Source organism: Kitasatospora sp. NPDC029312, from assembly GCF_055569215.1.
Window position 1 is genome coordinate 24,671 of record NZ_JBVHXY010000065.1, and the last position, 13,181, is coordinate 37,851.

Genomic DNA, 13,181 nt, shown 5'->3' on the forward strand with positions numbered 1-13,181 from the left:
CCGACGTGATCCACGACCAACCCGAGGAGAAGCCGATGGCCGGCGAGCCGCAGCCCGACTGCCTGTTCTGCAAGATCGTGGCGGGCGAGATCCCGGCGACCGTGGTGCGCAAGACGGAGCGCACCCTCGCCTTCCGCGACATCGCCCCCAAGGCCCCCGTGCACGTCCTGGTCATCCCGCACGCCCACTACCCGAACGCCGCCGCGCTGGCCGCCGCCGAGCCGCGGATCGCCGGCGAACTGCTCGCCGAGGCGGGCGCGGTGGCCCGGGACGAGGGCATCGAGGACTACCGGCTGGTCTTCAACACCGGTGCCGGCGCCGGGCAGACCGTCTTCCACGCCCACGTCCACGTGCTGGGCGGCAGGCACATGACCGAGAGCATGGTCTGACCTACGTGTCCCAGCGCGAACTCGTCGTCCTCGGCACCGCCAGCCAGGTGCCCACCCGGCACCGCAACCACAACGGCTACCTGCTCCGCTGGGACGGCGAGGGCCTGCTGTTCGACCCCGGCGAGGGCACCCAGCGGCAGATGCTGCACGCCGGGGTCTCGGCCACCCAGATCACCAGGATCGCCGTGACCCACTTCCACGGCGACCACTGCCTGGGACTCGCCGGGGTGATCCAGCGAATCAACCTTGACCGCGTCCCGCACCCGGTGGACGTCTACTTCCCGGCCTCCGGGGAGGTCTACTTCGAGCGGCTGCGGCACGCCACCGCCTACCACGAGACGGCGGTGCTGCGGCCCCGGCCGATCGACGAGCCGGGCCCGCTGCCCGCCCCCGGGGCCCGCTTCGCGCTGGACGCCGTCCGGCTGGACCACCCGGTGGAGTCCTTCGGCTACCGGCTGTCCGAGCCGGACGGCCGCCGACTGGTCCCCGAGCGCCTCGCCGCCCTGGGGATCTCCGGCCCGGCGGTGGGTCGGCTGCAGCACGAGGGCGCGATCGAGGCGGACGGCCGACGGGTCAGCCTGGAGGAGGTCAGCGAGCCCCGGCCGGGCCAGAAGTTCGCCTTCGTGATGGACACCCGGCTCTGCGAGGGCGTGCACCGGCTCGCCGAGGGCGCCGACCTGCTGGTGGTCGAGGCCACCTTCACCGACGCCGACGCCCACCTCGCCGAGGACCACGGCCACCTCACCGCGGGCCAGGCCGCCAAGGTCGCCGCCGAGGCGGGCGCGCGCACCCTGGTGCTGACCCACTTCTCCCAGCGCTACCCGGACCTGGGCCAGCACCTGGCCGACGCCCGCAAGCACTTCGACGGGGAACTGGTGGTCGCCGCCGACCTGATGCGGGTGCCCGTCCCGGCCCGCCGTCACCCGTGACCGGCGCGGCCACCCGTGACGGGCGCGGCCACCAGGGAACGGCGCGGCCACCCGTGACCGGCCCGCCGTCACCCGGGAACGGCGCTGGACGAATCCGCCCGGTGCGAAAAGGGCTCGCGTCCGTCCCCGATCTGCCGCAGCATCGTGCGGGTGCGGCCCCGCCGCCCGCCGCAGCGATCACGCTCGCGGCGTACCCTGGTGCCCCGGAGACCGAGCGGCACACGACACCACGGATGGGATGAGGCAGGCCCCAGCGCCGACCTATGAGTGACACATCGCAGACCCGTACCGACGGACAGTCGCGCCCCGAACCGGCCGACGACGGCCGCGTGAGCGCCCGGATCGTCATCCCCGAGAAGCACCCGATGGTCACCCTGCTCGGGACGGCGGATTCGCTGCTGCGGGTGATCGAGCAGGGCTTCCCCGACGCCGACATCCACGTGCGCGGCAACGAGGTGACCGCCACCGGCGGGCGGACCGAGGTCGCCCTCGTGCAGAAGCTCTTCAACGAGATGATGCTGGTGCTGCGCACCGGCCAGCCCCTGACGGAGGACGCCGTGGAGCGCTCCATCGCCATGCTTCGCGAGGAGGACCCGGACGGCCCGGCGCCGTCGCAGGTGTTCACCGCGAACATCCTCTCCAACCGGGGCCGCACGATCCGCCCCAAGACCCTCAACCAGCAGCGCTACGTCGACGCGATCGACAAGCACACGATCGTCTTCGGCCTCGGCCCGGCCGGTACCGGCAAGACCTACCTGGCGATGGCCAAGGCCGTCCAGGCCCTGCAGGCCAAGGAGGTCAACCGGATCATCCTGACCCGCCCGGCGGTCGAGGCGGGGGAGCGGCTGGGCTTCCTGCCCGGCACGCTCTACGAGAAGATCGACCCGTACCTGCGCCCGCTGTACGACGCGCTGCACGACATGATGGACCCGGACTCCATCCCGCGCCTGATGGCGGCCGGCACCATCGAGGTCGCCCCGCTCGCGTACATGCGCGGCCGCACCCTCAACGACGCCTTCATCATCCTGGACGAGGCCCAGAACACCTCGCCCGAGCAGATGAAGATGTTCCTCACCCGCCTCGGGTTCAACTCCCGGGTGGTCGTCACCGGCGACACCAGCCAGATCGACCTCCCGGGCGGCACGAGGAGCGGCCTCAAGGTCGTCCAGGAGATCCTGGCCGACGTGCCGGACATCCACTTCTCCGTCCTCACCAGCACCGACGTGGTCCGCCACAAGCTGGTCGGCCGGATCGTGGACGCGTACGAGCGCTGGGACGCCCGGCAGGAAGCCGAGCAGGCCCCGGTCGGCCGCAAGGCCGCCCAGCGCCGCGTCGGCAAGACGACAGCAGCCCGCGCACCCCGACAGTCCCATCGCACCGAAAGCTGAGCACACAGCCCGTCATGTCGATCGACATCGCCAACGAGTCCGGTTGGGACGCCGATGAGGAAGCCATCCTCGACGTCGCCCGCTTCGCCCTGGACAAGATGCGGATCCACCCGCAGTCCGAACTGTCCGTGATCCTGGTGGACAGTGCGGCGATGGAGGAGCTGCACATCCAGTGGATGGACCTGCCCGGCCCGACCGACGTGATGTCGTTCCCGATGGACGAGCTGCGTCCCGGCAAGGAGGGCGACGAGCTGCCGCAGGGCCTGCTCGGTGACATCGTGCTCTGCCCCGAGGTCGCCGAGCAGCAGGGCAAGGCCGCCCCCTCCAAGCACTCGATGGACGAGGAGCTGCAGCTGCTCACCGTCCACGGCGTGCTGCACGTCCTCGGCTACGACCACGAGGAGCCGGAGGAAGAGGAGGAGATGTTCGCCCTCCAGAAGCGCATCCTGGACGACTGGCGGGCGGGCCGCGGCCTCGGCGGCCTCTCGCCGGCCCCCACCACCCACTGAGCGCGGAGCCCGAACCCCTGTGAGTGGTGAGAGTACGAGCTTCATCCTCGGTGCCGTGGCCCTGGTCGTGCTGGGCTGGCTGGCCGCGTGCGCCGAGGCGGGCATCTCCCGGGTCTCCCGGTTCCGGGCGGAGGAGGCCGTGCGGAACGGGCGGCGCGGCTCCGCGCGGCTGCTGACCGTCGCCTCCGACCCGATCCGCTACCTGAACCTGGCGACCCTGATCCGGGTGGCCAGCGAGATGGCGGCGGCCGTCCTGGTCACCGCGGTGAGCGTGCGCAACATCCACCCGACCTGGCAGGCCGTGCTGTTGTCGTTCGGCGTGATGGTGCTGGTGTCCTTCGTCGCGGTGGGCGTCTCGCCGCGCACGATCGGGCGCCAGCACCCGATCTCCACCACGACCGCGGCCTCCTTCGTGCTGCTGCCGCTGGCCGCGGTGCTCGGCCCGATCCCGCGGCTGCTGATCCTCCTCGGCAACGCCCTGACCCCGGGCAAGGGCTACCGCGAGGGGCCGTTCGCCTCGGAGGCGGAGCTGCGGGCCCTGGTCGACCTCGCCGAGAAGGACGACCTGATCGAGGACGAGGAGCGCCGGATGGTGCACTCGGTCTTCGAGCTGGGCGACACCATCGTGCGCGAGGTGATGGTGCCCCGCACCGACCTGGTGATGATCGAGCGGCACAAGACCGTCCGGCAGGCGCTCACCCTGGCGCTGCGCTCGGGCTTCTCGCGGATCCCGGTGGTCGGCGACAACGAGGACGACGTGGTGGGCATCGTCTACCTCAAGGACCTGGTGCGCCGCACCCACATCAACCGGGAGGCGGAGGCCGAGGAGGTCGGCGCGGTGATGCGCCCCGCCGTCTTCGTGCCCGACTCCAAGCCGGCCGGGGACCTGCTGCGCGAGATGCAGCAGCGCCGCTCGCACGTCGCGATCGTGATCGACGAGTACGGCGGCACGGCCGGCCTGGTCACCATCGAGGACATCCTGGAGGAGATCGTCGGGGAGATCACCGACGAGTACGACCGGGAGATCGCGCCGATCGAGGACCTCGGCGACGGCTCGTACCGGATCACCGCCCGCCTGCTGGTGGAGGACCTGGGGGAGCTGTTCGGCATCGAGCTGGAGGACGAGGACGTCGAGACCGTCGGCGGGCTGCTGGCCAAGCACCTCGGCCGGGTGCCGATCCCCGGTTCCTCCTGCGAGATCCCGCTGCCCGACGCGGAGGACACCGGCCTGACCGGCATCCTGCTGACCGCCGAGTCCTCGGCCGGGCGGCGCAACCGGATCGGCTCGATGGTCGCCTCGCCGGTGCGCAAGACGGCCGAGACCGCCGAGGCGGTGGGCGAGTAGCGGGACGCCCGGCGAGTAGCGGGTCCTGGGCCGCCGAGCGACCATGGAGGGCATGACGCACAAACTTCGGGCGGAGTACGGCCCGCAGGGGGCGGCCGGCGGGGTCAGGGCCTGGCACGTGGTGCGGGACGAGGACCCGGCGACGGCGCTCTGCGGCCGCACCATCCCCGACGACGCAGAGACGCGGCCCGAGCAGGACTGGGGCACCGGGCTGCGCTGCTGCCAGCAGTGCGGTTCGCTCTACATGCACGAGGTGCCCCACATGCAGGGGAGCCACCCGTACAGCTAGGTCGTGGACGAGCCAGGAGGTCGCCATGAAGTTGCAAGACGAACTGCCCGTCGACCACAAGCTGCTCCTGGTCTGGCGGATCGGGGCGGGGCTCGGAGGGATCTTCCTGATCGTGTTCGGGTGCCTGGGGCTCGCCGACCACCCGGGATTCCTGGACACGAAGGGCGAGGACATCGCCGGGCTGTCGACCAACGGGGCGCTGGCCATCCTGTCCATCGTGGCGGGTGCGGTCCTGGTGCTGGGGGCGGTCATCGGCGGGAACTTCGCGTCCAACCTCAACATGGTGGTCGGCCTGCTGTTCGTCCTCTCCGGCTTCTACGGACTGACGGTGCTGGGGCGGCCGGACGCCAACATCCTCAACTTCCGGATGTCGAACGTGCTGTTCGCCTTCGTCTTCGGGATCGTCGTGACCACCTTCGGCATGTACGGCCGGGTGAGCGGTCACCTGCCGCACGACAACCCGTTCTGGCGCAGGCGGATCGAGCGCGAGGAGCCGCTGCCCTCCGGGCCGAAGACCTTCGTCAAGGTCATCAACCCCAACCGCGGGCGGACCCACCCGGTCGGCCACTGATCCGGAGCGGGTGCCTATGCTCAGCGGCATGAGTGACATCGTCGAGCTCGACCCCGAGAACAAGAAGATCATCACCCTGGCCCGCTCGGCCCGCGCCCGCAACGGCGTCCCCGAGGGGGCCGCGGTGCGTGATGAGACCGGTCGCACTTACGTGGCCGGGACGGTCGCGCTGGAGTCGCTGCGGCTGAGCGCCCTGCAGACGGCGGTGGCGATGGCGGTGGCCAGCGGCGCGAAGTCGCTGGAGGCGGCGGCCGTGGTGAGCGAGGCCGAGCAGCCGGCCGAGGCCGACCTGGCCGCGGTGCGGGACCTCGGCGGGGCCGGCACGCCGGTGCTGCTGGCGGGGCCGGACGGTGCGCTGCGGCTGTCGGTCGAGGCCCGCTGAGACGCACTGGAACGCACGGAAACGCACTGACACCGGGGCCGTGGGAGCCTGCCGGGGCGCTGAGCTGCGCCGCCGGCCGCACCGCGGGCACGGCCCCCAGGCGTTCAGCCGATAGTCTCACCGAGGGCGGGATTCGGTGAGGGGACTGGGGCATGGGGGCGTTGGCGTTCATCGCCGGACTGCTGCTGTTCGTGATGGGCATGGGCAAGTGGCAGGAGACCGGCTCGCCCGGCTGGCTCTGGGGCTCGATCGCCTTCCTGGTGCTGCTGGTGGTGTTCTCGCTGACCGGACGCGGCGACGACAGGGGCTGATCCGCAGGTGACCACAGGCCCCGGACGGCGCCGCTCCGGTGATCAGGGAGAATGGAGCCCATGAATGCCCCTTCCTCCTCGTACCGCTCCGGGTTCGCGTGCTTCGTCGGCCGCCCCAACGCGGGCAAGTCGACCCTGACCAACGCCCTGGTGGGGACGAAGGTCGCGATCACCTCCGACCGCCCGCAGACCACCCGGCACACCGTGCGCGGCATCGTGCACCGCCCGGACGCCCAGCTCGTACTGGTCGACACCCCCGGTCTGCACAAGCCGCGCACCCTGCTCGGCGAGCGCCTCAACGACCTGGTGCGCACCACCTGGGCCGAGGTCGACGTGATCGGCTTCTGCCTGCCCGCCGACCAGAAGATCGGCCCCGGCGACAAGTTCATCGCCAAGGAGATCGCCGGGATCAAGAAGACCCCGAAGGTCGCCATCGTCACCAAGACCGACCTGGTCGACTCCAAGCGCCTGGCCGAGCAGCTCATCGCCGTCCACCAGCTCGGCATCGAGCTGGGCTTCGAGTGGGCCGAGATCATCCCGGTCTCCGCGGTCGGCGACAAGCAGGTCGAGCTGGCCGCCGACCTGCTCACCAAGCTGCTGCCGGAGGGCGACCGGCTCTACCCGGAGGGCGACCTCACCGACGAGCCCGAGCAGATCATGGTCGCCGAGCTGATCCGCGAGGCCGCGCTGGAGGGCGTGCGGGACGAACTCCCGCACTCGCTGGCCGTGGTGGTCGAGGAGATGCTGCCGCGCGAGGGCCGCCCGGCGGACCGCCCGCTGCTGGACATCCACGCCAACGTCTACATCGAGCGACAGAGCCAGAAGGCGATCGTGATCGGGGCCAAGGGCGCCCGGCTCAAGCACGTCGGCAGCACCGCCCGCAAGCACATCGAGGCGCTGCTCGGCACGCCCGTCTTCCTGGACCTGCACGTCAAGGTGGCCAAGGACTGGCAGCGCGACCCCAAGCAGCTGCGCAAGCTCGGCTTCTGAGGGCGCGAGCGGGCGGTGCGGCCGTCGTCGTCACGCGGCGGCGGCACGCACCGGCGCGAAGGGCGGGTCGGCCGGCGCCTCAGTCCACCCCTCTGATCCGCCTCACGAGCAGCGCTCCCGCCAGGCAGATCACGGCGGACACCAGGTACAGCACCCGGTAGCCGCCCAGGTGCGTCACGATCGGGGCGGCGAGGGCGGGCGCGGCGACCTGGGGCAGGGCGTTGGCCACGTTGATGACGCCCAGGTCCTTGCCGCGGTCCCCGGCCTTCGGCAGCACGTCCGTCATCAGCGCGAAGTCCACCGAGGTGAACACGCCGAAGCCGACGCCCAGCACCGCCGTCAGGATCAGCACGCCCCCTTCCGGGTCGGCGTGGTGCAGGCGGTCGCGCAGGTAGTAGAGCAGGTAGAGCAGCACCAGCGCGTTGCTCAGGTTCATCAGGAAGCGGGTCAGCCACGCCCAGCCGAGGTCGGGGTACCGGCGCGGGCTCAGCCAGAAGCCGGCCGCGAAGCCCCGCCAGGACCAGGCCGGCCGGTCCGCCTCCGCCAGCCGCAGGTCCTCGTACCGCAGCACGTACGGCAGCACGCCCAGCGCCGTGAACACCGCGCACGCCACATAACCCGCCCCGACGCCCCCGGCGGCCGTGGCGAGCCCCGTGCCGCCGACCACGCCGAGGATCTGCGCGACCCCCAGCCAGCCGCCCACCGAACCCCGCTGGAGCCGGGGGACCCGGTCGGGGACGGCCGCCGTCACCGCCGCGAAGGCGGCGTTCAGCGTCAGCTGCACCAGGCACCAGCCCAGCGCCATCGTCCAGACCCCGCGCGCCTCCGCGAGCAGCAGCAGCGACAGGGCGCCGCCCGCCGTTCCGGCGACGATCCACGGGGTGCGGCGGCCCCGGCGGGACGTCGTGCGGTCCGAGAGCGCGCCGAAGAGCGGGTTCGCCGCCAGCGAGACGACCGCGCCGACGCCCGTCACCCAGGCCAGCATCGCCTCCTTCGACATGCCGGAGGCGGGCGCGAAGTCCTCGGCCTGGGAGGCCAGGAGGATCTGGAGCGGCCCGTACCAGCCGACCCAGATCGCCCCGTTGGCCAGCGACAGGGCCGACGTCCAGCCGCGGCCCACCCGTTCGACGGGCTCGGCCAGCGCTGCCGCCGGGGCCCTGTCCGCCGTCGTCATCCCTGCGCCTGGAGGACGTCCCGCAGCCACGCGTAGGACGCCTTCGGGGTGCGGGCCTGCGTCGCGAAGTCGACGTGGACGAGCCCGAAGCGCCGTGCGTAGCCCTCAGCCCACTCGAAGTTGTCCAGCAGCGACCAGACGAAGTAGCCGCGCACGTCGACGCCGGCCTCCAGGGCCCGGTGCAGGGCGCGGAGGTGGCCGTCCAGGTAGGCGATCCGGGCCTGGTCGTCGAGGCCCTCGTAGGAGCACCCGTTCTCGGTGATGACGACCGGCGGGAGGCGGTCGCCGTAGCGGTCCTTGAAGGTCGTCAGGAGTTCGGTCAGGCCCTCGGGGACGACCGGCCAGCCGAAGTCGGTCACCGGGACGCCCTCGATCTCCCGCACGGAGAAGGGGAGTTCGGCCGGCATGGTGATCCCGCCGAACTCGATCTCGGTGCCCTGCGGGGCGCCCACCCGGGTGGGGGCGTAGTAGTTGACGCCGTACCAGTCGAGGGGCTCGCCGATGATCTTCAGGTCGGCCGCGACGTCGCCGGGCATCAGCTCGCCGATGCCCTCCGGGTACGCGCCGAGCAGCAGCGGCTCGGCGAACAGACGGTTGAGCAGGAGGTCGTAGAACGCCGCCGCCTCCAGGTCGGCGGGCTCCTGCGAGGCCGGCCAGGTCGGGCCGTGCGAGTTGGCGATGCCGATGTCCGCGGCGCCGGCCGCGCGCAGCGCCTGCACGGCGAGACCGTGGCCGAGCAGCTGGTGGTGGGCGGCCGGCAGCGCGTCGAAGAGGAGCTGCTTGCCGGGGGCGTGGGTGCCGAGAGCGTGGCCCAGCAGGGTGTGCTCGGCGGGCTCGTTGAGGGTGATCCACTTCGTGACGCGGTCCCCGAGCCGGTCCACCACCACGGACGCGTACTCCGCGAACCGGGACGCCGTGTCCCGTTCCAGCCAGTCCAGGTCCGCCGGCAGGTCCCAGTGGAAGAGGGTGGGCACCGGGCGGACGCCGGCCGCCAGCAGTTCGTCCACGAGTCGGTCGTAGAAGTCGAGGCCGCCGGGGGCGTTGACCCGCGGCCAGGACACGGAGAAGCGGTAGGCGTTGACGCCGAGGCCCGCGAGGAGGGCCACGTCCTCGCCGTGGCGGCGGACGTGGTCGCACGCCACCGCCGCCGTGGAGCCGTCCTTCACCCGTCCCGGCTCGGCGGTGAAGACGTCCCAGACGGACGGTTCGCGCCCGTCCACCGCACCTTCGATCTGGTGTGCGGACGTGGAGACGCCCCACAGGAAGTCGGCCGGGAATCGGGGGATCGGATGCGCCGCCTCGCGCGTGTCGTTCGCCATGGTCGGGATCATCCTTACCCATGGGTAAGGAAGTCAACGCCCTTACGGGAACTGCCGATCAGGCGCCTTCCTTCAGCACTCTCGTGATCAGCTCGCGCTGCTGCGACGTCAGTCGCGGGTCGGCCGCGTGGACGGTCCGCCCGTCCACCGTGATCTCGTACTGGAAGCCATCCGGCACGCCCTGCGGGGGCGTGCCCCGGCCGGCGGCGACCGCCTGGTCGGCCAGGGCGTGCCACTCGCCGGCGTCGGGCCGCCCCGCCGTGTCCACCTCGGCCTGCCGCTCGATGCCCGCGAACCCGCCCGTGCGCCTCACCTGAATACGCATGGGTCCCTGTGTAGTACGGAACTACAGGATCCGCACCCCCACCTGCTCCCACGCCTTCTGCACGGCCTGGAACTCGTCGCCGCCGTCGCCGAACCGCTCGCGCGCCGCCTTCACCGTGAGTGCGGCGAAATCGGTGAAGAAGGCCCGGTCGCCGAGTTCGCCGCCGGTCAGGACGTCGTACCAGATCTGTCCCGCCTTCTCCCAGGCGTATCCGCCGAGAGCGGCGGCGGCCAGGTAGAACGCGTGGTTGGGGATGCCCGAGTTGATGTGCACGCCGCCGTTGTCGCGGCCGGTGCGGACGTACTCGTCCATGGTCGCGGGCTGCGGGTCCTTGCCGAGGACGTCGTCGTCGTACGCGGTGCCCGGGGCCTTCATCGAGCGCAGGGCGGTGCCGGTGACGTTCGGGGCGAGCAGGCCCGCGCCGATCAGCCAGTCGGCCTCGTCGGCGGTCTGGCCGAGCGCGTACTGCTTGATCAGTACGCCGAAGACGTCGGAGACCGACTCGTTGAGGGCGCCGGACTGGCCCTGGTAGTCGAGGTTGGCGGTGTACTGGGTGACCCCGTGGGTGAGCTCGTGGCCGATCACGTCGACGGAGATGGTGAAGTCCTTGAACAGGTCGTTGTCCCCGTCGCCGAAGACCATCCGCTCGCCGTCCCAGAAGGCGTTGTCGTACCGCCGGCCGTAGTGGACGGTCGCGTTGAGCGGCAGGCCGGCGCCGTCGATGGACTTACGGCCGTAGACCTTGAGGTAGAGCTCGAAGGTGGCGCCCAGTCCGGCGTGGGCGCGGTTGACGGAGGCGTCCTTGGAGGGGCCGTCGGACTCGCTGCGGACCTTCTTGCCGGGCAGGTCCTCGCGGTGCCGGGCGTCGTAGATGGTGCGGTTCGGCTTGTCGGCGTCGGCGCCGGGCTCGCCGGGGGTGAGGCCGCCGCGGGCGGCGATCGCGCGGCGCTCGGTGCGCGCCACGTGGTCGTGCTCCAGGGTGCGGCGGGCGGGCTCGTGCCGCTCCGGGTCGTCGGACTGGGCCAGGTTGTCGAGGATGTGCGGCGGGATGATCGTGCAGAAGACGGGCGTGTGGCGGGTGGCGGGATCTGGCTGCGCGTCGTTGAGGTCCATGCACAAAAGGTGGCACTGTGTAATCCCGCTGTCACTGCCTGCGTCCAAGATTCCCTAAAAGTGTGGTTGGTCGCATTTAGGTCGTAACGTCGGCCGGGTCCCGCATACTGATACGCGACCGCCGGACAGGGCGTACCTCGGCTAGGGTGCTGTGCATCATGCGTTTCGGGCTGCTTCTCCTTAGCTGCCGCGGCGAGGGCCTGTAGTCGAGGCCGACCCCCTCCCCGCGGAGTTCGGTGTTGCGATCTATCGCCCCGTCGGCCTCTCCCTCGCTCTTCCGGAGCAGGGGGACCCCCAGCGGACATACGAGGAGCCCTACGCACCATGACGAATCCGTCGAGCCCCGCAGGTCATGCCGTCGGCCGACCCACTCCGGTCACCAACGCGACGCAGCTCCAGCGGCCCTCCGGAATGCCGGTCCACAAGTACGGCCGCTACGAGGCGGTCGACATCCCCGACCGCACCTGGCCGGACAACCGCATCACCGTCGCGCCCCGCTGGCTCTCCACCGACCTGCGGGACGGCAACCAGGCCCTGATCGACCCGATGTCGCCGGCCCGTAAGCGCGAGATGTTCGACCTGCTGGTACGCATGGGCTACAAGGAGATCGAGGTCGGCTTCCCGTCCTCCGGGGAGACGGACTTCGCGTTCGTCCGCTCGATCATCGAAGAGGGCGCGATCCCCGAGGACGTGACGATCTCCGTCCTGACGCAGGCCCGCGAGGAGCTGATCGAGCGGACGGTGGAGTCGCTGCGGGGCGCCCACCGGGCCACCGTCCACCTGTACAACGCCACCGCGCCCACCTTCCGCCGGGTCGTCTTCCGCGGCTCGAAGGAGCAGGTCAAGCAGATCGCCGTGGACGGCACCCGGCTGGTCATGGAGTACGCCGACAAGATCCTCGGCGACGAGACGATCTTCGGCTACCAGTACAGCCCGGAGATCTTCACCGACACCGAGCTGGACTTCGCCCTGGAGGTCTGCGAGGCGGTCTGGGACGTCTGGCAGCCCGAAGAGGGCCGCGAGATCATCCTGAACCTGCCCGCCACCGTCGAGCGCTCCACGCCGTCCACGCACGCCGACCGCTTCGAGTGGATGTCCCGCAACCTCTCCCGGCGCGAGCACGTATGCCTGTCCGTCCACCCCCACAACGACCGGGGCACCGCGGTCGCCGCCGCCGAGCTGGCGATCATGGCGGGCGCCGATCGTATCGAGGGTTGCCTGTTCGGCCAGGGCGAGCGCACCGGCAATGTCGACCTGGTGACGCTGGGCATGAACCTCTTCTCCCAGGGCGTCGACCCGCAGATCGACTTCTCGCAGATCGACGAGATCCGTCGCACCAGCGAGTACTGCAACCAGATGGAGATCCACCCGCGCCACCCCTACGCGGGCGATCTGGTCTACACCGCCTTCTCCGGCTCCCACCAGGACGCCATCAAGAAGGGCTTCGACGCCATGGAGGCCGAGGCGGCCGCCGCCGGCAAGACCGTGGACGACATCGAGTGGGCGGTCCCGTACCTGCCGATCGACCCGAAGGACGTCGGCCGCTCCTACGAGGCGGTCATCCGCGTCAACTCGCAGTCCGGCAAGGGCGGAATCGCCTACGTCCTGAAGAACGACCACAAGCTGGAACTGCCGCGCCGGATGCAGATCGAGTTCTCCAGGATCATCCAGGAGAAGACCGACGCCGAGGGCGGCGAGGTCACGCCGGCCGCCATCTGGTCGGTCTTCCAGGACGAGTACCTGCCCAACCCCGAGAACCCGTGGGGCCGCATCCAGGTCAACAACGGCCAGACCACCACCGACAACGACGGCGTGGACACCCTGACCGTCGAGGCCACGGTGGACGGCGCGGACACCGTCCTGACCGGTACCGGCAACGGTCCGATCTCGGCGTTCTTCGACGCCCTCCAGGGCATCGACGTCGACGCGCGGCTGCTGGACTACCAGGAGCACACCATGAGCGAGGGCGCCTCCGCGCAGGCCGCCTCGTACATCGAGTGCGCGATCGGCGACAAGGTCCTGTGGGGCATCGGCATCGACGCGAACACGACGCGTGCGTCGCTGAAGGCGGTCGTCTCGGCCGTCAACCGCGCGAGCCGCTGACGCCCGGCATCGGCCGCCCCCTTCGGCGCCCCCGCGACTCTTTC

The 13,181-nt window shown here is 71.1% G+C and carries 15 protein-coding genes; 11 read left to right on the forward strand and 4 right to left on the reverse strand.

Translation table 11 applies throughout. From position 1 onward, the window contains the following. The first annotated feature begins 35 nt into the window (after positions 1-35). The 10 genes from ACZ4WV_RS33490 to era all read left to right on the forward strand — a co-directional run bounded on the left by ACZ4WV_RS33490 (position 36) and on the right by era (position 7,103). The gene (locus tag ACZ4WV_RS33490) at positions 36-389 is read left to right on the forward strand and encodes a histidine triad nucleotide-binding protein (RefSeq protein ID WP_465752579.1); all 354 of its coding nucleotides are present in this window, start codon (positions 36-38) and stop codon (positions 387-389) included. A 5-nt stretch (positions 390-394) separates the two neighbouring features. Next, complete coding sequence (locus ACZ4WV_RS33495) at positions 395-1,318, forward strand: ribonuclease Z (RefSeq protein ID WP_465752553.1); 924 nt, start codon at positions 395-397, stop codon at positions 1,316-1,318. Between the two features lie 263 nt (positions 1,319-1,581). Continuing rightward, complete coding sequence (locus tag ACZ4WV_RS33500) at positions 1,582-2,706, forward strand: PhoH family protein (RefSeq protein WP_465752555.1); 1,125 nt, start codon at positions 1,582-1,584, stop codon at positions 2,704-2,706. Positions 2,707-2,720: 14 nt separating this feature from the next. Continuing rightward, positions 2,721-3,215, forward strand: a complete 495-nt coding sequence (gene ybeY, locus ACZ4WV_RS33505) for an rRNA maturation RNase YbeY (RefSeq protein WP_465752557.1) — start codon at positions 2,721-2,723, stop codon at positions 3,213-3,215. 19 nt (positions 3,216-3,234) lie between these two features. Next, the gene (locus ACZ4WV_RS33510; RefSeq protein ID WP_465752559.1) at positions 3,235-4,560 is read left to right on the forward strand and encodes a hemolysin family protein; all 1,326 of its coding nucleotides are present in this window, start codon (positions 3,235-3,237) and stop codon (positions 4,558-4,560) included. Positions 4,561-4,612: 52 nt separating this feature from the next. Further along, positions 4,613-4,849 carry a hypothetical protein gene (locus ACZ4WV_RS33515; RefSeq protein WP_465752561.1) on the forward strand — a complete coding sequence of 79 codons (237 nt, stop codon included), beginning with the start codon at positions 4,613-4,615 and terminating at the stop codon, positions 4,847-4,849. Between the two features lie 25 nt (positions 4,850-4,874). Continuing rightward, complete coding sequence (locus ACZ4WV_RS33520; protein WP_465752562.1) at positions 4,875-5,420, forward strand: DUF4383 domain-containing protein; 546 nt, start codon at positions 4,875-4,877, stop codon at positions 5,418-5,420. A gap of 28 nt (positions 5,421-5,448) precedes the next feature. Further along, positions 5,449-5,802, forward strand: coding sequence for a cytidine deaminase (locus tag ACZ4WV_RS33525; protein WP_465752564.1), 354 nt, complete (start codon positions 5,449-5,451; stop codon positions 5,800-5,802). A gap of 152 nt (positions 5,803-5,954) precedes the next feature. Continuing rightward, positions 5,955-6,113, forward strand: a complete 159-nt coding sequence (locus ACZ4WV_RS33530; RefSeq protein WP_465752566.1) for a hypothetical protein — start codon at positions 5,955-5,957, stop codon at positions 6,111-6,113. A gap of 60 nt (positions 6,114-6,173) precedes the next feature. Next, the gene (era, locus tag ACZ4WV_RS33535) at positions 6,174-7,103 is read left to right on the forward strand and encodes a GTPase Era (RefSeq protein ID WP_465752568.1); all 930 of its coding nucleotides are present in this window, start codon (positions 6,174-6,176) and stop codon (positions 7,101-7,103) included. Positions 7,104-7,182: 79 nt separating this feature from the next. Here the strand turns inward: era and ACZ4WV_RS33540 are convergent, their stop codons facing one another. From ACZ4WV_RS33540 to ACZ4WV_RS33555, 4 genes are read right to left on the reverse strand one after another with little or no spacing between them, the layout of a single operon-like run. After that, complete coding sequence (locus tag ACZ4WV_RS33540) at positions 7,183-8,277, reverse strand: MFS transporter (RefSeq protein ID WP_465752570.1); 1,095 nt, start codon at positions 8,275-8,277, stop codon at positions 7,183-7,185. Beyond that, positions 8,274-9,596, reverse strand: coding sequence for a GH1 family beta-glucosidase (locus ACZ4WV_RS33545; protein ID WP_465752572.1), 1,323 nt, complete (start codon positions 9,594-9,596; stop codon positions 8,274-8,276). Before ACZ4WV_RS33545 ends, ACZ4WV_RS33540 begins: the two co-directional genes overlap by 4 nt. A gap of 58 nt (positions 9,597-9,654) precedes the next feature. Then, positions 9,655-9,921 (reverse strand): protealysin inhibitor emfourin, encoded by a 267-nt coding sequence (locus ACZ4WV_RS33550; protein ID WP_057574737.1) that lies wholly within the window; start codon positions 9,919-9,921, stop codon positions 9,655-9,657. A gap of 21 nt (positions 9,922-9,942) precedes the next feature. Next, positions 9,943-11,034, reverse strand: coding sequence for a M4 family metallopeptidase (locus ACZ4WV_RS33555; protein ID WP_465752575.1), 1,092 nt, complete (start codon positions 11,032-11,034; stop codon positions 9,943-9,945). A 324-nt stretch (positions 11,035-11,358) separates the two neighbouring features. On the opposite strand from ACZ4WV_RS33555, the gene leuA reads away from it, so the two are divergent. Continuing rightward, positions 11,359-13,137: a 2-isopropylmalate synthase gene (leuA, locus tag ACZ4WV_RS33560; protein ID WP_465752577.1), complete on the forward strand. Its 1,779-nt coding sequence runs from the start codon at positions 11,359-11,361 to the stop codon at positions 13,135-13,137. Positions 13,138-13,181 lie beyond the last annotated feature (44 nt).

Coding starts and splice junctions, on each gene's coding strand:
- ACZ4WV_RS33545 (WP_465752572.1), bottom strand. CDS start 9,596: ATGGCGAACGACACGCGCGAGGCGGCGCATCCGATCCCCCGATTCCCG.
- era (WP_465752568.1), top strand. CDS start 6,174: ATGAATGCCCCTTCCTCCTCGTACCGCTCCGGGTTCGCGTGCTTCGTC.
- leuA (WP_465752577.1), top strand. CDS start 11,359: ATGACGAATCCGTCGAGCCCCGCAGGTCATGCCGTCGGCCGACCCACT.
- ACZ4WV_RS33500 (WP_465752555.1), top strand. CDS start 1,582: ATGAGTGACACATCGCAGACCCGTACCGACGGACAGTCGCGCCCCGAA.
- ybeY (WP_465752557.1), top strand. CDS start 2,721: ATGTCGATCGACATCGCCAACGAGTCCGGTTGGGACGCCGATGAGGAA.
- ACZ4WV_RS33550 (WP_057574737.1), bottom strand. CDS start 9,921: ATGCGTATTCAGGTGAGGCGCACGGGCGGGTTCGCGGGCATCGAGCGG.
- ACZ4WV_RS33520 (WP_465752562.1), top strand. CDS start 4,875: ATGAAGTTGCAAGACGAACTGCCCGTCGACCACAAGCTGCTCCTGGTC.
- ACZ4WV_RS33555 (WP_465752575.1), bottom strand. CDS start 11,034: ATGGACCTCAACGACGCGCAGCCAGATCCCGCCACCCGCCACACGCCC.
- ACZ4WV_RS33530 (WP_465752566.1), top strand. CDS start 5,955: ATGGGGGCGTTGGCGTTCATCGCCGGACTGCTGCTGTTCGTGATGGGC.
- ACZ4WV_RS33525 (WP_465752564.1), top strand. CDS start 5,449: ATGAGTGACATCGTCGAGCTCGACCCCGAGAACAAGAAGATCATCACC.
- ACZ4WV_RS33515 (WP_465752561.1), top strand. CDS start 4,613: ATGACGCACAAACTTCGGGCGGAGTACGGCCCGCAGGGGGCGGCCGGC.
- ACZ4WV_RS33490 (WP_465752579.1), top strand. CDS start 36: ATGGCCGGCGAGCCGCAGCCCGACTGCCTGTTCTGCAAGATCGTGGCG.
- ACZ4WV_RS33540 (WP_465752570.1), bottom strand. CDS start 8,277: ATGACGACGGCGGACAGGGCCCCGGCGGCAGCGCTGGCCGAGCCCGTC.